Annotated in this window: 19 protein-coding genes, 2 tRNA genes and 2 rRNA genes; 9 read left to right on the top strand and 14 right to left on the bottom strand. The window is 43.8% G+C overall.

Annotated features, from left to right (window positions below):
• Positions 1 to 32: 32 nt before the first annotated feature.
• The 7 genes from JFY49_RS01135 to def form a co-directional block, all read right to left on the bottom strand.
• Positions 33 to 2,925, bottom strand: a 23S ribosomal RNA gene (locus tag JFY49_RS01135).
• Between the two features lie 399 nt (positions 2,926 to 3,324).
• Positions 3,325 to 3,400: transfer RNA gene (locus JFY49_RS01130), tRNA-Ala, on the bottom strand.
• Positions 3,401 to 3,438: 38 nt separating this feature from the next.
• A tRNA-Ile gene (locus JFY49_RS01125) sits at positions 3,439 to 3,515 on the bottom strand.
• Positions 3,516 to 3,576: 61 nt separating this feature from the next.
• A 16S ribosomal RNA gene (locus JFY49_RS01120) occupies positions 3,577 to 5,114 on the bottom strand.
• The 16S and 23S rRNA genes sit together here with 2 tRNA genes alongside, the layout of an rRNA operon.
• 586 nt (positions 5,115 to 5,700) lie before the next feature.
• Entirely contained in the window at positions 5,701 to 7,713 is a 2,013-nt protein-coding gene (locus JFY49_RS01115; protein ID WP_180082085.1) for a TonB-dependent copper receptor, read from the bottom strand.
• 87 nt (positions 7,714 to 7,800) lie between these two features.
• A complete protein-coding gene (locus JFY49_RS01110; protein WP_180042920.1) occupies positions 7,801 to 8,223 on the bottom strand; it encodes a DUF2946 family protein in 423 nt (140 codons plus the stop codon).
• 93 nt (positions 8,224 to 8,316) lie between these two features.
• Positions 8,317 to 8,847: a peptide deformylase gene (def, locus tag JFY49_RS01105; protein ID WP_086196623.1), complete on the bottom strand. Its 531-nt coding sequence runs from the start codon at positions 8,845 to 8,847 to the stop codon at positions 8,317 to 8,319.
• Positions 8,848 to 8,966: 119 nt separating this feature from the next.
• On the opposite strand from def, the gene JFY49_RS01100 reads away from it, so the two are divergent.
• The 3 genes from JFY49_RS01100 to JFY49_RS01090 all read left to right on the top strand — a co-directional run bounded on the left by JFY49_RS01100 (position 8,967) and on the right by JFY49_RS01090 (position 11,973).
• Entirely contained in the window at positions 8,967 to 10,121 is a 1,155-nt protein-coding gene (locus JFY49_RS01100; RefSeq protein ID WP_180042919.1) for a LysM peptidoglycan-binding domain-containing protein, read from the top strand.
• Between the two features lie 94 nt (positions 10,122 to 10,215).
• A complete protein-coding gene (gene dprA / locus JFY49_RS01095) occupies positions 10,216 to 11,361 on the top strand; it encodes a DNA-processing protein DprA (RefSeq protein ID WP_180042918.1) in 1,146 nt (381 codons plus the stop codon).
• A gap of 42 nt (positions 11,362 to 11,403) precedes the next feature.
• Positions 11,404 to 11,973: an L-threonylcarbamoyladenylate synthase gene (locus JFY49_RS01090; protein ID WP_180042917.1), complete on the top strand. Its 570-nt coding sequence runs from the start codon at positions 11,404 to 11,406 to the stop codon at positions 11,971 to 11,973.
• Positions 11,974 to 12,391: 418 nt separating this feature from the next.
• On the opposite strand, the gene JFY49_RS01085 is transcribed toward JFY49_RS01090, so the two are convergent.
• The gene (locus JFY49_RS01085) at positions 12,392 to 13,306 is read right to left on the bottom strand and encodes a DMT family transporter (RefSeq protein WP_180042916.1); all 915 of its coding nucleotides are present in this window, start codon (positions 13,304 to 13,306) and stop codon (positions 12,392 to 12,394) included.
• Positions 13,307 to 13,489: 183 nt separating this feature from the next.
• On the opposite strand from JFY49_RS01085, the gene JFY49_RS01080 reads away from it, so the two are divergent.
• From JFY49_RS01080 to JFY49_RS01060, 5 genes are all read left to right on the top strand, one after another.
• The gene (locus JFY49_RS01080) at positions 13,490 to 14,242 is read left to right on the top strand and encodes an AraC family transcriptional regulator (protein ID WP_180176443.1); all 753 of its coding nucleotides are present in this window, start codon (positions 13,490 to 13,492) and stop codon (positions 14,240 to 14,242) included.
• A 189-nt stretch (positions 14,243 to 14,431) separates the two neighbouring features.
• Positions 14,432 to 14,974 carry a hypothetical protein gene (locus JFY49_RS01075; RefSeq protein ID WP_180042914.1) on the top strand — a complete coding sequence of 181 codons (543 nt, stop codon included), beginning with the start codon at positions 14,432 to 14,434 and terminating at the stop codon, positions 14,972 to 14,974.
• 151 nt (positions 14,975 to 15,125) lie between these two features.
• A complete protein-coding gene (locus JFY49_RS01070; RefSeq protein ID WP_086196630.1) occupies positions 15,126 to 15,671 on the top strand; it encodes a glutathione peroxidase in 546 nt (181 codons plus the stop codon).
• Between the two features lie 489 nt (positions 15,672 to 16,160).
• On the top strand, positions 16,161 to 16,544 hold the full coding sequence (locus JFY49_RS01065) for an RcnB family protein (protein WP_200223500.1): 384 nt from the start codon (positions 16,161 to 16,163) through the stop codon (positions 16,542 to 16,544).
• Positions 16,545 to 16,705: 161 nt separating this feature from the next.
• Positions 16,706 to 17,311 carry a hypothetical protein gene (locus tag JFY49_RS01060; RefSeq protein ID WP_200223499.1) on the top strand — a complete coding sequence of 202 codons (606 nt, stop codon included), beginning with the start codon at positions 16,706 to 16,708 and terminating at the stop codon, positions 17,309 to 17,311.
• 76 nt (positions 17,312 to 17,387) lie between these two features.
• Here the strand turns inward: JFY49_RS01060 and adhP are convergent, their stop codons facing one another.
• The gene (gene adhP / locus JFY49_RS01055; protein ID WP_086196633.1) at positions 17,388 to 18,419 is read right to left on the bottom strand and encodes an alcohol dehydrogenase AdhP; all 1,032 of its coding nucleotides are present in this window, start codon (positions 18,417 to 18,419) and stop codon (positions 17,388 to 17,390) included.
• A 379-nt stretch (positions 18,420 to 18,798) separates the two neighbouring features.
• On the bottom strand, positions 18,799 to 19,101 hold the full coding sequence (locus JFY49_RS01050; RefSeq protein WP_200223497.1) for a hypothetical protein: 303 nt from the start codon (positions 19,099 to 19,101) through the stop codon (positions 18,799 to 18,801).
• A gap of 361 nt (positions 19,102 to 19,462) precedes the next feature.
• Here JFY49_RS01050 and JFY49_RS01045 point away from each other — a divergent pair, with 361 nt between their 5' ends.
• Complete coding sequence (locus JFY49_RS01045) at positions 19,463 to 20,401, top strand: hypothetical protein (protein ID WP_200223496.1); 939 nt, start codon at positions 19,463 to 19,465, stop codon at positions 20,399 to 20,401.
• 120 nt (positions 20,402 to 20,521) lie between these two features.
• Here JFY49_RS01045 and JFY49_RS01040 read toward each other — a convergent pair whose 3' ends face one another.
• From JFY49_RS01040 to atpA, 4 genes are all read right to left on the bottom strand, one after another.
• Complete coding sequence (locus tag JFY49_RS01040) at positions 20,522 to 20,941, bottom strand: F0F1 ATP synthase subunit epsilon (RefSeq protein ID WP_086196636.1); 420 nt, start codon at positions 20,939 to 20,941, stop codon at positions 20,522 to 20,524.
• Positions 20,942 to 20,967: 26 nt separating this feature from the next.
• Positions 20,968 to 22,362, bottom strand: a complete 1,395-nt coding sequence (gene atpD / locus JFY49_RS01035; protein ID WP_086196637.1) for a F0F1 ATP synthase subunit beta — start codon at positions 22,360 to 22,362, stop codon at positions 20,968 to 20,970.
• A gap of 29 nt (positions 22,363 to 22,391) precedes the next feature.
• On the bottom strand, positions 22,392 to 23,261 hold the full coding sequence (gene atpG, locus JFY49_RS01030) for a F0F1 ATP synthase subunit gamma (RefSeq protein WP_086196638.1): 870 nt from the start codon (positions 23,259 to 23,261) through the stop codon (positions 22,392 to 22,394).
• A gap of 88 nt (positions 23,262 to 23,349) precedes the next feature.
• Positions 23,350 to 24,894 carry a F0F1 ATP synthase subunit alpha gene (gene atpA / locus JFY49_RS01025; RefSeq protein ID WP_086196639.1) on the bottom strand — a complete coding sequence of 515 codons (1,545 nt, stop codon included), beginning with the start codon at positions 24,892 to 24,894 and terminating at the stop codon, positions 23,350 to 23,352.
• Positions 24,895 to 24,933: the final 39 nt, after the last annotated feature.

Here is a 24,933-nt window from a genome sequence, read left to right as displayed (position 1 = left end):
GATGCTTTATACAACAACTGTTTGGGTGTTGTATAGTCAAGCCTCACGAGCAATTAGTATTGGTCAGCTTCACATATCACTATGCTTCCACATCCAACCTATCAACGTCGTAGTCTTCAACGGCTCTTTAGGAGACATAAAGTCTCGGGGAAATCTTATCTTGAGGTAGGCTTCCCGCTTAGATGCTTTCAGCGGTTATCCCTTCCGAACATAGCTACCCGGCGATGCGACTGGCGTCACAACCGGTACACCAGAGGTTCGTCCACTCTGGTCCTCTCGTACTAGGAGCAGATCCTCTCAAATTTCCAACGCCCACGGTAGATAGGGACCGAACTGTCTCACGACGTTCTAAACCCAGCTCGCGTACCTCTTTAAATGGCGAACAGCCATACCCTTGGGACCTGCTTCAGCCCCAGGATGAGATGAGCCGACATCGAGGTGCCAAACACCGCCGTCGATATGAACTCTTGGGCGGTATCAGCCTGTTATCCCCAGAGTACCTTTTATCCGTTGAGCGATGGCCCTTCCATACAGAACCACCGGATCACTAAGACCTACTTTCGTACCTGCTCGACTTGTGGGTCTCGCAGTTAAGCGCGCTTTTGCCTTTATACTCTACGCGTGATTTCCGACCACGCTGAGCGCACCTTCGTACTCCTCCGTTACTCTTTAGGAGGAGACCGCCCCAGTCAAACTACCCACCAGACATGGTCCTCGTCCCGGATAACGGGACAGAGTTAGAACCTCAATATTACCAGGGTGGTATTTCAAGATTGGCTCCACTAGGACTAGCGTCCCAGCTTCAAAGCCTCCCACCTATCCTACACAAGTAAGATCAAAGTTCAATGTCAAGCTGCAGTAAAGGTTCACGGGGTCTTTCCGTCTAGCCGCGGGTACACCGCATCTTCACGGCGATTTCGATTTCACTGAGCCTCTGCTGGAGACAGCGCCCCCATCATTATGCCATTCGTGCAGGTCGGAACTTACCCGACAAGGAATTTCGCTACCTTAGGACCGTTATAGTTACGGCCGCCGTTTACTGGGGCTTCGATCAAGAGCTTCGCTTACGCTAACCCCATCAATTAACCTTCCAGCACCGGGCAGGCATCACACCCTATACGTCCACTTTCGTGTTTGCAGAGTGCTATGTTTTTAATAAACAGTTGCAGGGGCCTGGTTTCTGTGGCTGCTCTCAGCTCAGGAAGCAAGTTCCATCACCAAAAGCAGCGTACCTTCTCCCGAAGTTACGGTACCATTTTGCCTAGTTCCTTCAGCAGAGTTCTCTCAAGCGCTTTGGTCTACTCGACCTGACCACCTGTGTCGGTTTCGGGTACGATTCCAGTGTAACTGAAGCTTAGAGACTTTTCCTGGAAGTATGGTATCAGCCACTTCACTGTACAAGTACAGCTTGCTATCAGATCTCAGCATAGAGCACCCCGGATTTGCCTAAGATGCATGCCTACTTCCTTCCACCTGGACAACCAACGCCAGGCTGACTTAACCTTCTCCGTCCTCTCATCGCATTACACTGAAGTATTGGAATATTAACCAATTTCCCATCGACTACGCCTTTCGGCCTCGCCTTAGGGGTCGACTCACCCAGCCCCGATTAACGTTGGACTGGAACCCTTGGTCTTTCAGCGAGCGGGTTTTTCACCCGCTTTGTCGTTACTCACGTCAGCATTCGCACTTCTGATACCTCCAGCAGACTTCTCAATCCACCTTCATCGGCTTACAGAACGCTCCCCTACCACGTATACAAAGTATACATCCGCAGCTTCGGCACATAGTTTTAGCCCCGTTACATCTTCCGCGCAGGCCGACTCGACTAGTGAGCTATTACGCTTTCTTTAAAGGGTGGCTGCTTCTAAGCCAACCTCCTAGCTGTCTATGCCTTCCCACATCGTTTCCCACTTAACTATGATTTTGGGGCCTTAGCTGGCGGTCTGGATTGTTTTCCTCTTGACTACGGACGTTAGCACCCGCAGTCTGTCTCCCGGATAGTACTCATTGGTATTCGGAGTTTGCATCGGTTTGGTAAGTCGGGATGACCCCCTAGCCGAAACAGTGCTCTACCCCCAATGGTATTCGTCCGAGGCGCTACCTAAATAGCTTTCGGGGAGAACCAGCTATCACCGAGTTTGATTAGCCTTTCACCCCTATCCACAAGTCATCCCCTGGCTTTTCAACGACAGTGGGTTCGGTCCTCCAGTCAGTGTTACCTAACCTTCAACCTGCTCATGGATAGATCACCCGGTTTCGGGTCTATACCCAGCAACTAAACGCCCTATTAAGACTCGATTTCTCTACGGCTCCCCTATTCGGTTAACCTCGCTACTGAATATAAGTCGCTGACCCATTATACAAAAGGTACGCAGTCACCGAACAAGTCGGCTCCCACTGCTTGTATGCATGCGGTTTCAGGATCTATTTCACTCCCCTCACAGGGGTTCTTTTCGCCTTTCCCTCACGGTACTGGTTCACTATCGGTCAGTCAGGAGTATTTAGCCTTGGAGGATGGTCCCCCCATATTCAGACAAGGTTTCACGTGCCTCGCCCTACTCGACATCATCATATCAGCCCTTTCGTGTACAGGACTATCACCTACTATGGTTGCACTTCCCAGAGCATTCCACTAAAACTGATATAACTTAATGGGCTTTTCCCCGTTCGCTCGCCGCTACTGAGGGAATCTCAATTGATTTCTTTTCCTAAGGGTACTGAGATGTTTCACTTCCCCTCGTTCGCCTCGCAACACTATGTATTCATGTTGCGATACCTACCTTATGGTAAGTGGGTTTCCCCATTCAGAAATCTCCGGATCACAGGATATTTGCCGCCTCCCCGGAGCTTATCGCAGGCTATTACGTCTTTCATCGCCTCTGACTGCCAAGGCATCCACCACATGCACTTAATTACTTGACTATACAACCCCAAACAGTCGTTCATCCCTACAAGTAGGATGAGCAACAGATTATGATGATTTCTCATCACTCTCATACAGTTGGCGTTTGTGCACTTAAGCACTGTACAGCTTCAATTAGATTCATATACCAAAACGCTTGATTCAGTTTAATCGCTAGTAACTCATTTCTTAATCTTCATCAATCAGTCATAAATGACTGCTAATGTCGATTTCAAAACGAGTATGAACAATTTATTTCAACTCAAATATATTCTGTTAATGATTTTTCTCGTCTTCGTCAGATCGAGAAACTGTGATAAATCACAGAGGTTAATAACAATGCCGCGCATTATACGCCGCTTTCTTACTAAGCTCTATAAGCTATCTAACCGTTTGCTTATTATGCATCCGAAGATACATGGTGGAGACTAGGAGAGTCGAACTCCTGACCTCCTGCGTGCAAAGCAGGCGCTCTACCAACTAAGCTAAGTCCCCAGCTTATCAATAAGTCAATGTATCTATGAAGTATGTCATGGTGGGTCTGACAAGACTTGAACTTGTGACCCCACGCTTATCAAGCGTGTGCTCTAACCAACTGAGCTACAGACCCTCAGATACATCGTCATGAAGAACAACTTGTTGTGGATTCTTACCGATCGTCAATCTTTCGTTAAGGAGGTGATCCAGCCGCAGGTTCCCCTACGGCTACCTTGTTACGACTTCACCCCAGTCATCGGCCACACCGTGGTAAGCGTCCTCCTTACGGTTAGACTACCTACTTCTGGTGCAACAAACTCCCATGGTGTGACGGGCGGTGTGTACAAGGCCCGGGAACGTATTCACCGCGGCATTCTGATCCGCGATTACTAGCGATTCCGACTTCATGGAGTCGAGTTGCAGACTCCAATCCGGACTACGATCGGCTTTTTGAGATTAGCATCCTATCGCTAGGTAGCAACCCTTTGTACCGACCATTGTAGCACGTGTGTAGCCCTGGTCGTAAGGGCCATGATGACTTGACGTCGTCCCCGCCTTCCTCCAGTTTGTCACTGGCAGTATCCTTAAAGTTCCCGGCTTAACCCGCTGGCAAATAAGGAAAAGGGTTGCGCTCGTTGCGGGACTTAACCCAACATCTCACGACACGAGCTGACGACAGCCATGCAGCACCTGTATGTAAGTTCCCGAAGGCACCAATCCATCTCTGGAAAGTTCTTACTATGTCAAGACCAGGTAAGGTTCTTCGCGTTGCATCGAATTAAACCACATGCTCCACCGCTTGTGCGGGCCCCCGTCAATTCATTTGAGTTTTAGTCTTGCGACCGTACTCCCCAGGCGGTCTACTTATCGCGTTAGCTGCGCCACTAAAGCCTCAAAGGCCCCAACGGCTAGTAGACATCGTTTACGGCATGGACTACCAGGGTATCTAATCCTGTTTGCTCCCCATGCTTTCGTACCTCAGCGTCAGTATTAGGCCAGATGGCTGCCTTCGCCATCGGTATTCCTCCAGATCTCTACGCATTTCACCGCTACACCTGGAATTCTACCATCCTCTCCCATACTCTAGCTTCCCAGTATCGAATGCAATTCCTAAGTTAAGCTCAGGGATTTCACATCCGACTTAAAAAGCCGCCTACGCACGCTTTACGCCCAGTAAATCCGATTAACGCTCGCACCCTCTGTATTACCGCGGCTGCTGGCACAGAGTTAGCCGGTGCTTATTCTGCGAGTAACGTCCACTATCCCTAGGTATTAACTAGAGTAGCCTCCTCCTCGCTTAAAGTGCTTTACAACCAAAAGGCCTTCTTCACACACGCGGCATGGCTGGATCAGGGTTCCCCCCATTGTCCAATATTCCCCACTGCTGCCTCCCGTAGGAGTCTGGGCCGTGTCTCAGTCCCAGTGTGGCGGATCATCCTCTCAGACCCGCTACAGATCGTCGCCTTGGTAGGCCTTTACCCCACCAACTAGCTAATCCGACTTAGGCTCATCTATTAGCGCAAGGTCCGAAGATCCCCTGCTTTCCCCCGTAGGGCGTATGCGGTATTAGCATCCCTTTCGAGATGTTGTCCCCCACTAATAGGCAGATTCCTAAGCATTACTCACCCGTCCGCCGCTAAGTATTAGTGCAAGCACCAATACTCCGCTCGACTTGCATGTGTTAAGCCTGCCGCCAGCGTTCAATCTGAGCCATGATCAAACTCTTCAGTTTAAAATCAGTAGTAGCTTAAAGGCTACCAATCTTGGCTCATCAATTTTCTGACAAATATTTCTCAAATAAACTTCGAGTAATTTCTACCATTCAATCAATGAAAATAATTTCGATCAATCAACCAGTAAAAATCCACACAAGTTGTTCTTCATAATCTCTTAATGATCTTCTTACTGGTTCGTCACCAGCAAGCTAGGTCGGCTATATTACACTAAATATCCTTAGTGTCAATCAGTAATTCAAATTATTTTAAACTTTCTTTCTAAAACCTAATCTTAACACTTCGTGCTAAGTTGCTGTTTTATCAGAAGTTTTAATCTTCATCACCGCCGATGGATGTGCATTCTACAGCATTTTAATGTGCTTGCAACTCCTTTTTAAAAGCAGTTGAATCGGGTGTCTATTTTATAAACCAGAAAATAAATAAGTATATGTTTTATATAATTAAATTATTTAAATAAAAATATTCATTATTTTATTTAGAAATGTAACTTCAACCTAAAACCATGAAAAATATAAATTTTATAAAATAAAAAACCAAAAAAGCAGGAAAATACTCCTGCTTTTTGCCTAATTTAAAGACAAATTAGAACTTCATACTCACCCGTGCCCAATAGTTACGTCCAATATTGTTAAACTGTTCATCACTATCAAAACCAAAGCCAGCACTGCCAGCTTTATTTAGATGCTCGGTATAGGTTTTATCAAGCACGTTATCAATACCGACTGACAAATCAACACCATCTCGTAAATGATAAGTTCCATTTAGGGATAAAGTGGCAAAACCTGCGCTTTCCTTAAAGTCCTTACCAACAATATTGCCTTGATTCTGGCTGACACGGCTTTGATCATCCACTATTCTCCATAATGCACCCAGAGTATAGTTGTCTTGAATATAACGTAAGTTGATACGTGCCTCTAAAGGTGCTATCTGTGGTAACGGTGTATTGTCTGTGGTATTTTCACCCCACGCATACATCGCACTCACATCCGCCTGAATTGCATCGGTAAACTGATAACCAATACCCGCTTCTGCACCGGCAATGGTTGCATCCACATTACGTGAATCGGCTGCATTGGCCATCATACTGGTCATCTTGGTTGGATCATAAGTCATCAAGATAAAATCATTGATTAGCCCGGCATAAGCTGAAGCCCAAGTATTTAATGCACCATGCTGATGCTGATAACCTAAGTCCAATTGTAAGGTTTTTTCAGTATCTAAGCGTTTGAAGGTATGCATCGTACCTTCATAATCAGTTCTAAAAAGTTCCCAATAATCCGGCATGCGTTCAACATAGCCAAGACCAAGATAGCTTTTGGCATTATGATCTGGATGCTGGCTTTCTAAGCGTAAAAAGGCACTTGGTATGGTCTCAGTCCGCTTCACCCCTTTTGCAAGTTTTTCCACACTAACATCATCAACGCGTGCACCACCGACCAACTTATGTTGTTCAGTCATCTGATAGCTTAGTTCACCAAATGCCCCATAGGAATTAAACTTCATATCTGTCTTCACTGGCATAGTCATCATGGCAGAGCTCATCCCACCAGCATGATGGTTTTGCTGTGAATCCACACCTGATACGAGTTGAAACTTGTCCCATTCACTGGTCATTGCAAGACGGGTATTCAGCGTACGGCGCGTAACATTCATGGATTTATCAGCAGCAGGAACGTCTCGTAAGCTATAGTTATCCATGACATGATCGTTAAAGTTGTAATTGATTTGCCCTTCAACTTTTTTAATCACATCATTGATATTCTTTTTCTCAAATCGCAAGCCTAGACTTTCCCTGGCAAATTTAGAGCCATCCATATCACGTCCTGCATACACCACTTCACCGTCGGCTTTTCCCCCACTCAGTTCGATCCATGTATTTTCGTCCGGTGTCCAACCCAATGCGACATCGGCATTCCAGCGTTCCCAGTCCGATGGAACAGTGGTACCATCACCATCTTTATAACTATCCGACACAGAACGATTGGTATTCAGGCGGATATATTTTTTTTCATCGCCGATTGCCGTTTCCACATTCTGATCCAGACGACCATAAGAACCGAGCAGCACACTGGCCTGACCACGATAATTTTTTTCAGCCGTTAATTCAGTTTCCGGACCACGCTCAAAAATAACCGTCGCAGCCGAACCGGTATTGGCATATTGCACCGTTTGTGGCCCTTTGATCACCGAAATCCGGTCATAACTTTCTGGGGAAATATAAGATGTCGGTGAATCCATACGACTTGGACATGCCCCGAGGTTTTCCGTACCATCGGTCAAAATTTTAATCCGTGAACCAAACATACCACGGAAGGTCACATCCCCATTGGTTCCGGCACCGCTATTGACTGAACTAAAACCGACAATACTTTGCAGATAATCTGCACCATCTGTCGCCGGAATCGGCTGGATCGGCTGTTTGGGATCGGCATGCACAATCAAACCATTGGCATCATTGCCCTGATGAGCAGTTACCACAATAGGCGCTAAGGTTTGAACAGTAGTCGTTTGTTGCTCGGCAAATACAGCCGCTGAATAACCGGCAACACAAATCGCAGCCGCAAGTGGCTGTAAAAAGAATTTTGGCTGAGCCATTTTCAATCTCACTAATACATAAATATGAGCTGCGGTTGAAGCAGCGCAAGGGCTAGAGTCAGTCAAGACCCGAAAATACCTTTTGATTTATGCAAATAGTGGTGGGGCTCGCCCTTGGGGCAGAAGAAAGAGTCGCTGTAAAACAAACCAGACATGACTAAAAGTCTTCTGGAATGCCAATAAGCGTACTTGAATACGGTCTAAAACTTCTTTGACCTCCAGTTCAGGAGGCAAAACCAAATTACCGTAGACAGTACAATACTGACATTGATGATCGGCATCTTGATGGCTATGTTCTACAGACTGCTGTTGATGATCTTGATGCAACTGATGATGTGCATGTGTGGATGCGGAAATGTACGGTAAAGCAGGTTTTTGCAATAATGCACGCGTAATGGTTTCACAGACCGGAGCAATCTGATATTGCTTCGGCAGCAAAGGCTGTAAAAACACAGCAATCTGTAAAAATACGGCTATACAAGATAGCAGTAGACCACTACGAAAAAGCACAGGCAAATCCTAAAATTTGTCGGCGGCCAGTATAACAAAGCCCAATTTAAATTGGGCTTTTTTTTAAACTATTTAATCCGGAAGTTGTATGGATTAGCGTTTCACCGCGACTTTTTCTTTTTGGCGCTGACGCACTACTTTTTCCACTTTTTCACGTGCACGTTGACGTTTTAAAGGCGATAAATAATCAACAAATAATTTACCATTTAAGTGATCCATTTCATGTTGAATACAAACAGCGAGAAGTTCGTCTGCTTCCAGCTCAAATGATTGACCCTCAAGGTTAATTGCCTCGATTTTTACACGTGACGGACGCTCAACTTTATCGTATATTTGGGGCACTGACAGACAGCCTTCTTCATAAGGCTGAGTTTCTTCAGTTAATGGCGTAACTTTGGGATTAATAAAGACCATGGGTTGATCTTTATTTTCAGATAAATCCATGACTATCAGCTGAATATGACGATCCACCTGTGTAGCAGCCAAACCGATACCTGGGGCTTCATACATGGTTTCAAGCATATCGGCTACGAGCTGACGAATTTCATCAGTAACTTCTTCGACTGGTTTAGCAATGGTACGCAGACGGGGATCCGGGAAACTTAAAATAGGTAATAAGGCCATACGGTGTCCTCACTTATGCCATTGATCAAAAAACAAAATGAAGGAATGCTTCATCAAAAAAATGTGTGTAATATCGTTATTATAACGCAACTACATACATAATTTTAGGAATTATGATAATGAAAAAGGTTTTGAAGGGCATGCCAACTTTTAGTGCCTTGGGGTTTAAAAAACAATTGTTGGCACTTGCCGTATGTGTAAGTGTTGGGGCCGGCATGGTCAGCATTGCTGAAGCAGCACCTGCTCGTAATATCAATCCACCTGCATTAAAAGCCGGAGCACCACAAGTTTATGTGGTGAAAAAAGGCGATACTTTATGGGATATTTCCAAAAGATTTTTGAAGAATCCAGTACGTTGGCCTGAAATCTGGGCCAGCAATAAACATGTGAAAAACCCACACTGGATTTTCCCGGGCGACCGCCTGCTCATGTGTACCTATAACGGCAAACCAATTATTGGTAAAGATGAAGGTGATGGCTGTGAAGGGATTATCCGTCGTTATACCGGTGGCACCAAGTTACAACCTCAGGTTCGGGTAGAATCATTAAACAATGCCATTCCAGTCATTCCGCTGGAACACATCAAGCAGTGGTTAGAACGCAGCACCATTGTTGCACCTGAATCCATCACAGGTACGCCATACATTTTAGGCACGGCGGACCAACGTGTTCTGGCGGCTCAAGGTCAAACAGTATATGCGCGCGGTAATGGTCTGGAAGTGGGCCAACGCTATGCCGTTTACCGTGAAGGTGAACCGTATATGTTTACCGATGCAAAAGGCAAAAAATACAATGCTGGTCTTGAATTGATTCAGGTGGCATCTGGCATTGCCATCCGTGGTGAAAATGACATTACTACGCTTGAACTGACAGATACCTATAATGCTGAAGTTCGTCGTGGCGACCGTGTATTGCCTGAATACGATCCAATGCTTCCAACCTTATTCTACCCAACCAATGCTGAAGATGTGGTTGCCGGTGGCCAAGTGGTTCGCGTGATGGGATCAATTGGCACTGCTGCGAAACACAGTGTAGTGACGATTGACCGTGGTAGTTTGCAAGGCGTTCAAGCTGGACAGGTATTGACGGTGAGCCAGAAAGGCGAAGTCGTGACTGACCCGAAAACCAAAGAGCGTATTCAACTCCCTGGACAGCACATTGGTAACATCATGGTATTCAAGAGCTTTGATAACCTGAGTTATGCCTATGTACTGGATAGCGAATTGCCAATTAAAGTCGGTGCTGGCATCCAGCCACCACTAATGGATGAATAATCCTTCAATCAAAATAAAATAAGGCTGAGATTCAGCCTTATTTTTTAAACAATAATTTAAACAATAAAAAGAAGATATCTTTAAAGGTCTCGTTATGCTCAATTCCTTAAGCGCCTTGCAGCTGGATTACATTCGTTTATGGTTTCTGGTACAGCACTCTCTGCCCAGCTTTTATAAAATCCAGGAATACTATACCCATCTGGCCGAAGCAACACAGCCTGACCAAATTGAAACATGGCAAAAACTTGGCATTCACAAAAATCATATTCAGCGGCTGCGAGATTTTCATCTTCCTGAATCACAGCGGCAATTTCAGCATTGTATTGATCTGATTCAAAAACAGAGTGATTTTGTACTGTTGCAGGATGATGCACACTACCCACAGCAACTACTGCCCTATGCCGATAAGCCGCCGATCCTGTTTGGCCAGGGCAATGTCCAAACCCTGTTACAAGCACAAATTGCCATTGTCGGTAGCCGTAAACCCAGCAATCACGGACGCCAGGTGGCCTATGACTTTGCTTATTATCTCAGTGAAAAAGGCTTTTATATCAGCAGTGGCTTGGCACAAGGCATTGATGAAGCCGCCCATCAGGGTGCTTTGCAGCACAATCGCACCATTGCCGTGATGGGTACAGGCCTAGACCTGACCTATCCCAGTCAAAATCAGCCGTTGCGACAGCAGATTCTTGCTCAGGCCGGTACGGTAATCACCGAGTTCTTACCCGGAACCCCTCCTTTACAGCAGCATTTTCCGCGGCGCAACCGCATTGTCAGTGCCTTAAGCCTCGGCGTGATTGTGGCAGAAGCTGCACTGAAAAGTGGTTCTTTAATCACGGCGAAATGGGCAGCGGAACAAGGCAAATTGATCTTTGCCATTCCAGGACATATTTATAGCGAGCATCATCAAGGCTGCCATCAACTGATTCGTGAAGGTGCCATTTTAGTGGATCATCCTGAACAGGTGATTGAAGATCTGGCCCTGCCGACACAATGGCATACGCAACAGCACAGCGAACAGGCCAGCAAACTTGCCCCTTTGGATACCCAACCCGAACTGCCAGCGCATTTAAGCGTTTTGTACAATCAGCTAGACTGGATCGGACAACATCTGGATGAACTGGTCATTCAACTGCAGTTAGACATTGCCACCCTGACCAGTCAATTGATGGAACTGGAATTACTTGGCTTGTGCACCCAACAAGCTGGCATGTATCTACGTTGTCGTCCAGGCAAATAAGGTTCACAATAGCGCTTTAATCAATTTGAAGAGAAAGGTCTGATGATTAGCACCTCTGTTGCCGAAGCTGCTCAATGTTTAAAACAGGGACATGTTTTAGCATATCCCACAGAGGCAGTTTGGGGCTTAGGCTGTGATCCTTTTAACGAACAAGCGTTCCTGGAAATTCTACGTTTAAAGCAACGTCCCATTGAAAAAGGGGTAATTCTCCTGGCAGCACAAATTGCACAGGTAGAACATCTGTTAAAACCGCTGACTGCAGAAATGCGCCAACAGGTCATTGATTCATGGAGTCATCGCTCTCCGACCGAACGCGCAACCACCTGGCTGTTACCCGCAGGCAACCATATTCCGGCATGGATTAAAGGCAACCATGCCAAAGTAGCGGTGCGGGTCACTACCCACCCCTTATGTGTTGCACTGTGCAATGCCTTTAACGGTTTTATTGTCTCGACCAGTGCCAATCCTGCAGGAGAAAACCCTGCCCGCTCCCTTCAGGAAGCCAGCCAATATTTTTCCAGCCAGGTAGATTATTTAAATGGCGATTTAGGTTTAAGCAAAGAACCTAGCCGTATTGTGGATGCTGAAACAGGTGAAGTGATCCGCGCTTAATGCGGATCATTTTGATATAATACGGGCTGAATATTATTTTCAGGCAAAAAAAAGCTCAACCATATAGGGATGGTTGAGCATAAAAAGGATGTGCATAAATCACATCCAGAGGGTATGTAAATCTGGTTGCGAAAGTTTAAAGATTGTTAAGAGTAACTTAAACATTCACGATATAAATATTATGTAATAATTAATTTCTTTATACAAATATATTATTTATCTTAAAAGACAGCTAAAAACTATCAAATATTTATCACTTTTTATTAATAATTTAAATTATCTCACTATTTTTTAATTATCTTTTAGCTAAATATCCATTTTAAATACTTTTTTAAAACCACGACTCAGACTTTATTTCCATAAAAATTAATGATAAAACCAGTTTATTTGTCTGCTTTTTAATCTGTTGTTTTTACATTTATGCATTTAATTTTGCTGTTGTTACCACCCGATCTTTCTTTTGAGCCAATAAAATACCCAATAAAATGATCAGACCACCGATGCTGTGATACATGGTCCATGCTTCACCTAACCACAGATTGGCAATAATGGCCGTACAGACTGGCATTAAATTCATAAAAATACTGGTTCGATTCGGTCCGATCATCTGTACCGCCAGCATCCAGACCAAGGGTGCAATCAAAGAGGGAAAAATACCGGCATACAGCACACTGCTTACATTGTTTTGATCAATTGCATCCAGCCCCAAATATAAAACGAAGGGAAAATGGTAAAGCAAGGCAAAAATAATCTGAACATAAAGACTGATCAGCAAGGGAATCTGCAGTTGCCATTTTTTCAGGAAAACGCCATAAAACGCATAAAAAAATACCGCCAGTACCATCATGATATCGCCCGGATGTCCACCAGATTGCAGCAGATGGGTAAAATTTCCCTGAGCCATGACATAAAGCAAACCGGCAAAAGACAGCATGCTGCCTACAACGGCAAAACGGTTAGGCATATCCTTCAGCATGAGCATGGACACAAAAATGGTAAATACCGGAATAAAGGCATTGATAATGCCCATGTTAGTCGCAGTGGTATAATGCGCTGCGCTATAGCCCAACCCTTGATACAGCACCATACCAAAAGCACCAAGAACGGCGAGCTGCTTCCAGTGTGTCAAAACCAGCTGATGTTCACGCCAGACCTTGCCCAGCATAAACGGGGTTAAGACGATAAAAGCTACCAGCCAGCGATAGAAACTGATGCTAACCGGAGAAATATAGTCCGCCACATAACGGGTTACAGTAATGTTCATCGACCAGATTAAAACTGCAAGTAATGGCAAAACAAATGCCCACCAGACTGTTTTGTGTTGCTGTGTCATGCCCTGTACCCTGCTTGAATGTTCAGTTTTTATTTTTACTGAAGTCTGAAATAATTAGAATATCGAATTTCAGACATTAATACTGCGCTCAGGACACTGAAGCATTGGGTTGTGACGATTGAAATGACACCCAAGATCTTTCAGGCATGAATATACGCATACATAAAAATCAAGGATATTCACATGCTCCAGCAGATTCAAAACTATATAGAAGTGGATGAATTCTTTTATCAGAAAGATGAAATTATTGCGCCACACAGTTCATTATGGGGTGATTTCAATTTTAGTCTGAATGGTATTTTGGAATATGAAATTGAAGGACAAATTTATCTGTCGCCACCGAATTATGGTCTCTGGCTCCCTCCACACACAGCACATACCTCTATCGCACTAGATGAACAAATCACCCACTATATCTGTATTCGAGTACATCCTTGCTTATGTCAGCATTTTGCAGCTTGTACCAAAACCTTAAGTATTCGCCCCTTTCTTCGGCATTTGGTACATGAAATCTTAGAGCAAAAACAACAGGGTAGAACCACACTACATTATCAGCATTTATTACTGGTACTGATGGATCAACTAAAAACTGCAGCGGCATATGATCACTATTTACCGCAAACCAACCATGTTTTGCTTAAGCCGCTATTACAGCAATTGGCCAATCCACAGCTATTTCACAAGAGCTTGCAGCAACTTCTCAGCGGCTCGCCTATGAGCGAACGACATTTACTGCGCTTGAGCCAGCAAGAATTACAATTGAGCTTATCCGAATGGCGCAATCGGGCCAAAATTTTATATGCGATTGCTCAAATTCGCCAAGGCAAGACAGTGAAAAAATTGGCCTATGAGCTGGGTTATCAACACAGTTCCAGCTTTATTGAGTTTTTTAAACGCTATACCGAACAAACACCTGCACAACTGCGTGATATCTAATACTTACATGAACTTAAATAACTGCTTTGCAATTTGCAGCAGCTTAACAACAAAAATGTCCTAGTTACGGGCTAAAGTCCTATGCCATTTTGATGGCAGCACTCTATTAAAGGGAGTCTCTAGCATATATTTCTTAACGTCTTTAATGTTTTAGGTCTGATGTTGTCATTGGATCTATAAGGATGCGATATGAAAACACTATTACTGGCTTCACTCTGTGTTGCAGCTCTGGCATTAACAGCCTGTGATAAAAAACCCAATGAAGCACCCACATCGTCAGCAGCTACAAGCGCTTCCCCTGCAAGTACACAACCTGCAACCGCAGTGCTAAGTACAAACAATATCAAAGATATTAAAAATGATTTAATTGAAATCCAGACCCTCTCCCAAAATCGCTCCAAAGAGGCTTTAGACTTGCAAAATAAAGCTAATCAGGCTGCGCAAAAAAATGATAAAGTCGCACTAAATACGATCGTTGCAGAAATGAAGACCTATATTGCGAACTTTAACCGGGATCTGGATGCTTTAGCCCTGAAAAGTACCGAGCTAGACAAAGTACGTAGCAAAATTAAAGAATCCAATAATCTGGGTATCGAACTTTCTGAAGAAAGTATTGCCGAAAAACCGGATATGAAAAAAATTGCTGAACTGCGAGACCGGGCAACGCAATTGCAAAAAGAACTGGTCGCCGACATGCAGGCTCTGGAAAACAAAGTCAAAACTGCACAATAAGGTATTGCATGATAAAAACAGGTCGATTGGCCTGTTTTTATTTACCCTGCATGAAAGATTACCATCCAGATCTCAATAAAGACTTGTCGATCGACACAATAAGCTTTAAAACAAAGCAGTCATTCAAATTCAAATATTCAAGGACTTTCTCATGAGCCAATCTGTTTATGATATTCCGGTCAAGACCATTGCCGGACAGGACATCACCTTAAATCAATATGCAGGCAAAGTATTGCTGTTGGTGAATGTCGCCTCTAAATGCGGTTTAACCCCGCAATATGAAGGCTTAGAAAAACTGTATAAAGAAAAGAAAGACCAAGGACTGGAAATTTTAGGTTTTCCTGCCAATAATTTCCTGGCTCAAGAACCGGGTTCTGATGCAGAAATCCAGGAATTTTGTTCTTTGAATTATCAGGTGGATTTTCCGCTATTTTCTAAAATTTCCGTAGCAGGTGAAGATAAGCATCCACTTTATCAAACCCTGACTCAGGCCATTCCTGAACGTATTGGCGAAGGACCTTGGTGGAAAGATCTGGTCGATTATGGCCTGACTCCAAATGAGCCACCTGAAGTATTATGGAACTTTGAAAAATTCCTGATCAATAAAAAAGGGGAAGTGGTTGCCCGCTTTGCCCCGGACATCACAGCCGATGATCCGCGTATTGTCGATGCGATTAATGCAGAACTTGCCAAATAAAAGCATGCTCTAAACTGGCCGGCTCAGCTTGTTTAATTCAGGCTGAAGTCGGCTTTATTTTTCTCTAATCATTTTAACTTTCAAAAAACTGTCCAAATATGATGTCTGTTAAACATGACCCAAAACTGAACGAACATTAGGCTATTTCTATCAGCAGTTTTTATAATCACACAAGTGAAACAACCTGTTCCATGAATAAGATGCCGATCAAAATCATCACCAGACAAAACACGCTACTGACGGATAATGAAAGCCGATTGCCCTAGCACTTTGAAAATTCCCGATCAGCCAGAAAAGGGACATCGGAGCTGGTTGTCCCCAGAAATTAGCAGATTCAAATCAAGGCAGGAATTCAGAGAGTTCCATGCCATCAATGCTTCAGAGCAGGCGGCAAATTACATTTATACAATGGATTATTCACGTTTTCTCTTTAACTTAGAGGTGAAATAAAAATATTGGCTGACAGCTATTTTAAGCGTAGGTAAACCCATGAAAAAACTAGTACATGCTGGACTCTTTGCTTTAACCACTGCCGTGCTTGCAGCACCTGCAGCAATCGCCGCGCCACCTGCTCATGCCCATGAAAATAACGACCATGCCCAAAATATGCATCCGGGTGACGCACATGGCCAACAGCACGCTGAACAGCGTCATCATGAAGTCGTACAAAACCGGGTTTTAAAACCATCCCGCGACTGGAAAGCCGGCCAAGCCCTGCCTTCACATTATTATGGTAAAGGCTATGCAATTGATCATAAGCGTTATAAAAATCTGAGTAAACCGGGCAAAAACCAGCGCTGGATTCGCGTCAATGGCGACTATGTACTGATTAACACGCTCAATCACAGTATTGTGAAAATTATGACAAATTGAGCTTAGTCATTTATGTAAAGTTAAGAGCGCTGCAGCGCTCTTTTTTAATAACTCAAGCGCTTATATTCAAAATATTTGTTATCACTTTGCAACAATTAGTTTTTTCTCCACATTCTGTCCCTATATTGTGATGTATTGATTGAAGCTGAAATGAAAGAGATATGAAAAAATTCATCCAAAATGCGGTTTCTCCTTTTGTGATGTTTAGTGCGGGCCTTTTGCTGATTGGTTGTGAACAAGCCAGTACACCGGATTCAACAGAAAAAGAAACATCCAGCGAAGTCTCCGAACAGGTCTCTACCCCGTCAGCTACAGAAGCCTCAGCTAAAACCGAACTGAAAAGCGGTAACATGTTTTATATTGTCCGTGATGTTGCCGATATGCAATTGAAAACCGGTGACTATATTGAACAGCTCAAACAAAGCCAATCGGATTTAGAAACGGCCGTTTCCAGTCATGATCAGCAGCAATTACAAAGCACTGCAGAATCCTTAAAAGCCCAGTTAAAAGGTTTTGATCAGGCTCTCAGCAGCTTGAACCTGAAAAGCCAGGAAATTGATTCGATTCGTCAAAATGTAATGCAGGCCAATCAGCAAGTACTAGCTACCCCGTTTTTAAATGGCGAGATCAACTTGACTCAGGTCGATTTCAAGAAAATTGAACAACAAATGGGTACGATCCAGACGGAAATGATTAAACTGGCCGGCATGATGATTCCTGAAAGTCAGAATGATTCAGGTCAAAGTAAATCCGATCAGGAAAGTTAATCCCCCTGTAGATAAACCCTCTAAAAATAAAGACCAATTCAGCAGTCCTGCAGAATTGGTCTGTTTAAATTGAAGATTAAAGTCTCATATCAATCACGATACGGCCATCAATTTTACCCTGCTCCATACGCTCAAAAATATCGTTAATATTCTCAAGCGGTTCCACATGGATATGCGCCTTGACCTTGCCGCGCGCTGCAATATCCAGTGCTTCTTTCAAGTCCAGACGCGTTCCGACAATCGAGCCGCGCACGGTAATCCCTTCCAGCACCATATTAAAAATCGACAAGTCAAAGGTTCCCGCTGGCAAACCGTTTAAAACCATAGTACCACCACGACGAACAATTGCCACAGCCTGTTCAAATGCCTTTGGCGATACCGCGGTCACCAAAACACCGTGACAACCCTCACCTGTGGCTTTCATGACTTCTTCCTTGACATCCACTTTCAGGGCATTAATGGTCACATCGGCACCCAAGTTTTTAGCCAATTCCAGTTTAGAATCATCCACATCAATTGCCACCACATTAAAGCCCATGGTCTTGGCATACTGAATTGCCACATGACCTAGGCCACCAATCCCAGAAATGGCCACCCAATCTCCAGTTTTGGCCTCAGTCATTTTTAAGCCTTTATAGACTGTCACGCCAGCACACAGAATTGGAGCAATTTCCAGCAAATCGACACCTTCAGGAATCACGCCGACGTAGTCACCATCTGCCAGACAATATTCAGCAAAACTGCCATTCACTGAATAACCCGAATTTTGCTGCTTCTTGCACAAGGTTTCCCAGCCTGCATAGCAATGATCGCAATGACCACATGCAGAATACAGCCACGGAACACCGACAATATCGCCGACCTTTAAATGCTCTACACCCTCACCGACCTCAATGACTTCACCCACGCCTTCATGTCCTGGAACAAAAGGTAAAGTCGGTTTTACCGGCCAATCCCCATGCATGGCATGCAGATCGGTATGACAAACACCTGTTGCAATAATTTTCACCAGTACTTTGCCCGGACTGATTTTCGGAATTTCCAGCTCTTGTATTTGCAGCGGCTGGTTAAATGCCGTAACCACCGCGGCTTTCATTGTATTCGCCATATTGATGTTCTCCATATTATGCATACTGAGAAGACTCTTGTTAGAGGAGCCACAGCTCTACTATATCGAACAATAAATCATCAAAATGAGTGGATTTGTATCGGATTTGATCACTTTAGATGTGCTTGCCGTTCAGCAGTACAAGGGGGGGCCGGCTCTAAAATAATTGTTTCTTAGTTGAAGCCGATTTGAAAAAAATCCCTGGTAAGACTATAAATAACAGCAAGGGATAGCCGATCTTGCTAAAGTCGGGATTCGGGCAACGGATAAGAACTAGACATGTCGCATTTAACTCAGATTTTTACTAAGATTTATAGAGAGTAAACATAATTATTAAAGGTGATTTTTCATCTTAGCAACGAGGTTCATTCTTACCGACTCATAGATTTGACTGTACACGCCATTGTTTAAAAGCAGCCTGCATCGCTTGTTTTTCTTTAGATGAGGCTAGACGGCTTTCCATAGCAGAAAAATCACCCTTATATACAGAAGCAACCATCGACTTTGTCAGTTCCTCAATACTCTTCCGACCGTACTGTTTATAAGCCAGGATTTCATCTTGCGTTAAAACCAAGTCCCAGCAGGATACGACCGAGCTCATATCCACTGCAATACCAAGGTAATAATAAATATCTTCTTGGTAAAGTTCCCAAAAGTGCGGTTCATGTTCGATAAGGTTCATCTAAAACCATAAGCGTTCAAAGTAGATACTTTTAATCTATACCCAATACCTGCTTATAAGCTATGCAACTTTAGATATTATTTTTGCACTGTTAAAATGAAATAGAAATTGTTTGGCTTGAAATAACCCGGCAAAAGCCAATTTTCCTAAAGTAAAAACATGCGCATGGGTAATCTAAAAAGGTAGAGATACCAAGTTTGAATGAAGGGGGAATGAGAGGCTTTTAAGCTAAACATTTATTAACACTGCTCTGTTTTCCATTTTCACTATATATAATTAATATTTTTTATAAAAAACGTTAGCCACTCCTCATTTTTTCTATTATATGTATAAATAGCAAACACAGAAAAAATTTTATAATATGAAAAAAATGATTCTAGTGGTGGTCTGTTTAACAATCATGACGTATGGCGTGTTGCATTTCATCATGCCTGAAAAAGCTATCCCACGCTTAAATCAATTTTTTTCTCACCCCCTCAAAGATGTGCAACTGATTCAAGACTGGCTCAAACATAATCAACAACAGCAGTTGTTATTGGTGGATGTCATCCAACCGGTCAGCCCAAAGCAAACTGGTCCTTATGTTGAATATATCAAACAACGAATTGAACTTAATCAACAAAATATTCAACGTATTAAGCTCAGTCACTACAAAAGCAAAGCATTTAAAGAAATTCAACAGCTGGAAATTCATGCCTTGCAGCAATGGAATAATCTCCATCAAAGCAATATTGTTGATGCTTTTGAACAGCAACAACGTTTTTTAGATTTGCCCATGAAAGAATTGCAACAACTGGACACTGAAGCACGTTACGCACTTCAACAACAAGAAATGAGCGTATTGCAACGGCTACAACAGTTGGTCCAGCAAAACAGCGATTATGTTGCAGATATTGACCACAACCTGCTTGGTGACTGGCTTGACTACCATTTGATGCAACATGAAATTCACCCGATCATTGTCGAAGGGAAAAATCCTTCCTCCACTGCCCCAGGTAATCGTTTAGAAGCATTACAAGATTTGCAACTGTATAAACGTTTTCAGCCAGATACGGATGAATATAAATACATCATGGCGCTTTCAACTCAGCTTTGGCATGTTGAATATCCCGCTTCATCCAATCTAGCCACAGCAAACCCACAACCTATTTCATATGCTGATCAATCCAGAGAAGAAATTATCGTTCCGGAAGATACACCCAAAGCTGAAAAATTAAAGCAACTGATTAAGACACAAGATGACAAAGTGAGTGATCTGTTGTTAGCTCAGCTCAGACAGGCTTTCTTTAAAGAAAAATAGAATTAAATATAGAAAATTCACTCTGCTTTTTAAGCAAGAATAATCTCTTGGGGAAGTAAAAAGAATTTAAAAATAAAAAAACCACCCTTATCGGGTGGTTTTTCAATCTTAAACCGTGTCTTATTGAGCGCGGTTTTTGATTTTGCGGATGGTTTCCAGCTGTGCAGCAGTTTCTGCAAGAGCAGCAAGCGCAGCAGCAGAGTCCAAGTCGCTCTTTTGATTTGCTAGCAATTGTTCAGCTTGTTTACGAGCTTCAATAATTGCTGCTTCATCAAGGTTGTCAGCACGTACTGCAGTGTCTGCAAGTACTGTAACAACGTGCGGTTGAACTTCAAGTACACCACCAGATACATAGATTAACTCTTCTGTACCATTTTCAAGCAGAACGCGGATTGCGCCCGGCTTGAGTAAAGTTACTAGCGGAGCATGGCCGGGCATAATACCCAACTCACCACCAGCACCTTTAGCAATTAGCATAGTTACAGTGCCTGAGTACAAAGACTCTTTAACACTTACAACATCACATTGCATAGTCGCCATGAGAATCTCCTAAATTAGGTAGCTAATTAAAGTTTCTCGGCTTTAGCAATCACTTCGTCAATACCACCAACCATATAGAACGCTTGTTCTGGGATGTGATCGTATTCACCAGCTAGAAGACCTTTAAAGCCACGAATTGTTTCTTTAAGCGGTACAAGTTTACCAGGAGCACCAGTAAACACTTCAGCTACGTGGAACGGTTGAGAGAAGAAACGTTGGATCTTACGTGCACGGTATACAGTAAGTTTGTCTTCTTCAGCCAATTCGTCCATACCAAGAATCGCGATGATGTCTTTCAATTCTTTATAACGTTGAAGAACGTTTTGAACTGAACGAGCAATTTCGTAATGCTCAGCACCTACAACTAATGGATCTAACTGACGTGAAGTAGAGTCAAGTGGATCGATCGCTGGGTAAATACCAGAAGATGCGATGTCACGGCTCAATACTACAGTTGCGTCCAAGTGAGCGAAGGTAGTAGCAGGCGATGGATCTGTTAAGTCATCGGCAGGTACGTATACCGCTTGGATTGACGTAATAGAACCAGACTTAGTCGATGTAATACGTTCTTGAAGAACACCCATCTCTTCTGCAAGAGTCGGTTGGTAACCTACTGCAGATGGCATACGACCTAGAAGTGCTGATACTTCAGTACCTGCCAGTGTATAACGGTAGATGTTGTCTACGAACAATAGTACGTCACGGCCTTTACCGTTTTCGTCTTTCTCGTCACGGAAGTACTCAGCCATAGTCAAACCAGTCAACGCTACGCGTAAACGGTTACCCGGTGGCTCGTTCATCTGACCGTAAACCATCGCTACTTTGTCAAGTACGTTAGAGTCTTTCATCTCGTGATAGAAGTCGTTACCTTCACGAGTACGCTCACCAACACCAGCAAACACAGATAAACCTGAGTGCGCTTTAGCGATGTTGTTGATCAACTCCATCATGTTTACAGTTTTACCAACACCGGCACCACCGAACAGACCAACTTTACCACCTTTAGCGAACGGGCAAAGTAAGTCAATTACTTTAATACCAGTTTCTAAAAGGTCAGTAGATGCTGCTTGTTCAGCATAAGAAGGTGCTTGACGGTGAATCGGCAAACGTTCTTCAGTGGCAACTGGACCGGCTTCGTCGATAGGGCGACCAAGAACGTCCATGATACGACCTAAACATGCAGTACCTACAGGTACAGAGATAGGCGCGCCAGTGTTAGTTACGTTCAAACCACGCTTAAGGCCTTCAGTAGAACCCATTGCAATAGTACGAACTACGCCATCACCAAGTTGTTGCTGAACTTCTAATGTAGTTTCAGTGCCATCAACGTGGAGAGCGTCATAGATCTTAGGAACGCTGTTACGTTCAAACTCGACGTCGATAACCGCGCCGATGATCTGAATGATACGACCGCTACTCATTGCTGTCTCCTCAATTCAAACTAATAATGTTAAACGGCAGCGGCACCACCAACGATCTCAGAAATTTCCTGAGTAATCGCGGCTTGACGCAGCTTGTTATAAATAAGTTGTAGGCTCTTGATCAGCTCGCCCGCGTTATCCGTTGCAGCTTTCATTGCAACCATACGTGCAGACTGTTCACACGCGATGTTTTCAATCACGCCTTGATAAACCATAGACTCGATGTAACGAACCAATAAACCATTTAAAAGCTCTTCAGCTTCTGGTTCATAGATATAGTCCCAACCGTATTGACGGTTCAGACCTTCGCTTTCTTCAGCAGCTGCTAAAGGAACGAGCTGTTCGATCTTTTGGTTTTGAGTCATGGCATTGACAAAGCCGTTTGACACCAGATAAATACGATCTAACTCGCCTTTATCGTAAGCGTCCAACATCACCTGTACAGAACCAGTTAACTGTTCAAGACTTGGTGCATCACCTACGTTTGTAGTTGCACCAAGCACTTTACCGCCGTAGTTTTTAAAAAACGAAACCGCTTTTTGACCAATTAAAGCAAATTGAACTTCAATTGACTGCTCTTGTTGCTGTTGAACGTGTTTTACCACTTTCTTGAACAGGTTAATGTTCAAGCCACCAGCAAGGCCGCGATCTGATGACACAATGATATAGCCAACGCGCTTAACTGGGCGTTCAACCATATAACGGTGTTTGTATTCAGGATTCGCTTGGACCAAGTGAGCAATTACACGGTGCATATTTTCGGCATACGGACGGCCTTGAGCCATGCGCTCTTGCGCACGACGCATCTTAGAAGCTGCTACCATCTGCATCGCGCGAGTAATTTTCTGCGTGCTTTTGATACTAGCTACTTTGGCGCGAATTTCTTTTAAATTTGCCATACGCTTAACCTAGTATTCGAAGGCTCTTTCGAGCCCTCGAAGGTTGATTCCGTGAACCAAACCAACACTAATCTAGCAAGTTGCTAAATTAGTAAGTTTGAGTCGCTTTGAACTTTTCAATACCAGCTTTGAATTCAGCTTCGATATCTTTGTCCCAAGCACCAGTCTCGTCAATTTTTTGCATTACTGCAGCGTGTTCTGAACGGAAGTAAGCAATTAACGCAGCATCAAATGCAACGATTTTCTTCACTTCAACGTCAGCCATGTAGCCTTCGTTAGATGCATAAATTGAAACAGCCTGGTCAGCAATTGAGTAAGGAGCATATTGTTTTTGCTTCATTAACTCAGTTACACGTTGACCATGTTCAAGTTGCTTACGAGTTGCTTCGTCAAGGTCAGAAGCGAACTGAGCAAACGCTGCCAATTCACGATATTGCGCCAAAGCGGTACGGATACCACCAGACAATTTCTTGATGATCTTGGTTTGAGCAGAACCACCAACACGAGATACAGATATACCCGCGTTCACAGCAGGACGGATACCTGCGTTGAACAATGATGTTTCAAGGAAGATCTGACCATCAGTAATCGAAATTACGTTGGTTGGTACGAATGCAGATACGTCACCGGCTTGAGTTTCAATAATCGGCAATGCAGTTAATGAACCAGTTTGGCCTTTAACTTCACCGTTAGTGAATTTCTCAACGTAGTCAGCAGATACACGAGAAGCACGTTCAAGTAAACGGCTGTGTAAATAGAATACGTCACCAGGATATGCTTCACGACCTGGTGGACGACGTAAAAGCAATGAAATTTGACGGTAAGCAACAGCTTGTTTAGACAAGTCATCATAAATGATAAGCGCGTCTTCACCGCGGTCACGGAAGTACTCACCCATTGTACAGCCAGCATAAGGAGCTAGATACTGCATTGCTGCAGGATCAGCTGCAGCTGCAGCTACAACAGTTGTGTACGCCATAGCGCCAGTTTCTTCAAGCTTGCGTACTACGTTAGCAATAGTCGATTGTTTTTGACCAATAGCTACGTATACACATTTAATGCCAGAGTTTTTCTGAGCGATGATCGCATCGATCGCCATTGCTGTTTTACCAGTTTGACGGTCACCAATGATCAACTCACGTTGACCACGGCCTACAGGGATCATTGTATCTACTGATTTATAACCAGTTTGTACAGGTTCATCCACTGATTGACGCCAAATTACACCTGGTGCTACTTTTTCAACAGCATCAGTAAGTTTTGCATCAATAGGGCCTTTACCATCAATCGGGTTACCCAAAGCATCTACTACACGGCCTAAAAGTTCTGGACCAACCGGAACTTCTAATACACGACCTGTGCAACGCGCTTTTTGACCTTCTTGAAGGCTTAAGTAGTTACCTAAGACAACGGCACCCACTGAATCCTGTTCTAGGTTCAGTGCCATACCAAATAAGCCGCCGTCGAATTCGATCATTTCACCGTACATTGCATCAGCAAGGCCGTGAATACGCACAATACCGTCGGAAACCATAACAATGGTCCCTTCGTTCTTAGCGGTCGCGCTGGTGTCCAGATCGCCGATACGCTGTTTAATGAGCGCACTGATCTCGGATGGATTCAGTTGTTGCATTGCGCTATACCTCAATCTTTTTAAAGTTCAGTCTTCTTT

Origin of the sequence: Acinetobacter sp. CS-2 (assembly GCF_016599715.1) — a bacterium.
Taxonomy (GTDB): Bacteria; Pseudomonadota; Gammaproteobacteria; order Pseudomonadales; family Moraxellaceae; genus Acinetobacter.
The sequence above is the reverse complement of the archived record's forward strand: the minus strand, read 5'-3'. Positions and strand labels throughout refer to the sequence as shown.

Excerpts from the sequence above, each read along its gene's own strand:
- JFY49_RS01115 (WP_180082085.1), bottom strand. The coding sequence starts at position 7,713 with ATGGCTCAGCCAAAATTCTTTTTACAGCCACTTGCGGCTGCGATTTGT.
- def (WP_086196623.1), bottom strand. The coding sequence starts at position 8,847 with ATGGCCTTATTACCTATTTTAAGTTTCCCGGATCCCCGTCTGCGTACC.
- JFY49_RS01100 (WP_180042919.1), top strand. The coding sequence starts at position 8,967 with ATGAAAAAGGTTTTGAAGGGCATGCCAACTTTTAGTGCCTTGGGGTTT.
- dprA (WP_180042918.1), top strand. The coding sequence starts at position 10,216 with ATGCTCAATTCCTTAAGCGCCTTGCAGCTGGATTACATTCGTTTATGG.
- JFY49_RS01090 (WP_180042917.1), top strand. The coding sequence starts at position 11,404 with ATGATTAGCACCTCTGTTGCCGAAGCTGCTCAATGTTTAAAACAGGGA.
- JFY49_RS01085 (WP_180042916.1), bottom strand. The coding sequence starts at position 13,306 with ATGACACAGCAACACAAAACAGTCTGGTGGGCATTTGTTTTGCCATTA.
- JFY49_RS01080 (WP_180176443.1), top strand. The coding sequence starts at position 13,490 with ATGCTCCAGCAGATTCAAAACTATATAGAAGTGGATGAATTCTTTTAT.
- JFY49_RS01075 (WP_180042914.1), top strand. The coding sequence starts at position 14,432 with ATGAAAACACTATTACTGGCTTCACTCTGTGTTGCAGCTCTGGCATTA.
- JFY49_RS01070 (WP_086196630.1), top strand. The coding sequence starts at position 15,126 with ATGAGCCAATCTGTTTATGATATTCCGGTCAAGACCATTGCCGGACAG.
- JFY49_RS01065 (WP_200223500.1), top strand. The coding sequence starts at position 16,161 with ATGAAAAAACTAGTACATGCTGGACTCTTTGCTTTAACCACTGCCGTG.
- JFY49_RS01060 (WP_200223499.1), top strand. The coding sequence starts at position 16,706 with ATGAAAAAATTCATCCAAAATGCGGTTTCTCCTTTTGTGATGTTTAGT.
- adhP (WP_086196633.1), bottom strand. The coding sequence starts at position 18,419 with ATGGCGAATACAATGAAAGCCGCGGTGGTTACGGCATTTAACCAGCCG.
- JFY49_RS01050 (WP_200223497.1), bottom strand. The coding sequence starts at position 19,101 with ATGAACCTTATCGAACATGAACCGCACTTTTGGGAACTTTACCAAGAA.
- JFY49_RS01045 (WP_200223496.1), top strand. The coding sequence starts at position 19,463 with ATGAAAAAAATGATTCTAGTGGTGGTCTGTTTAACAATCATGACGTAT.
- JFY49_RS01040 (WP_086196636.1), bottom strand. The coding sequence starts at position 20,941 with ATGGCGACTATGCAATGTGATGTTGTAAGTGTTAAAGAGTCTTTGTAC.
- atpD (WP_086196637.1), bottom strand. The coding sequence starts at position 22,362 with ATGAGTAGCGGTCGTATCATTCAGATCATCGGCGCGGTTATCGACGTC.
- atpG (WP_086196638.1), bottom strand. The coding sequence starts at position 23,261 with ATGGCAAATTTAAAAGAAATTCGCGCCAAAGTAGCTAGTATCAAAAGC.
- atpA (WP_086196639.1), bottom strand. The coding sequence starts at position 24,894 with ATGCAACAACTGAATCCATCCGAGATCAGTGCGCTCATTAAACAGCGT.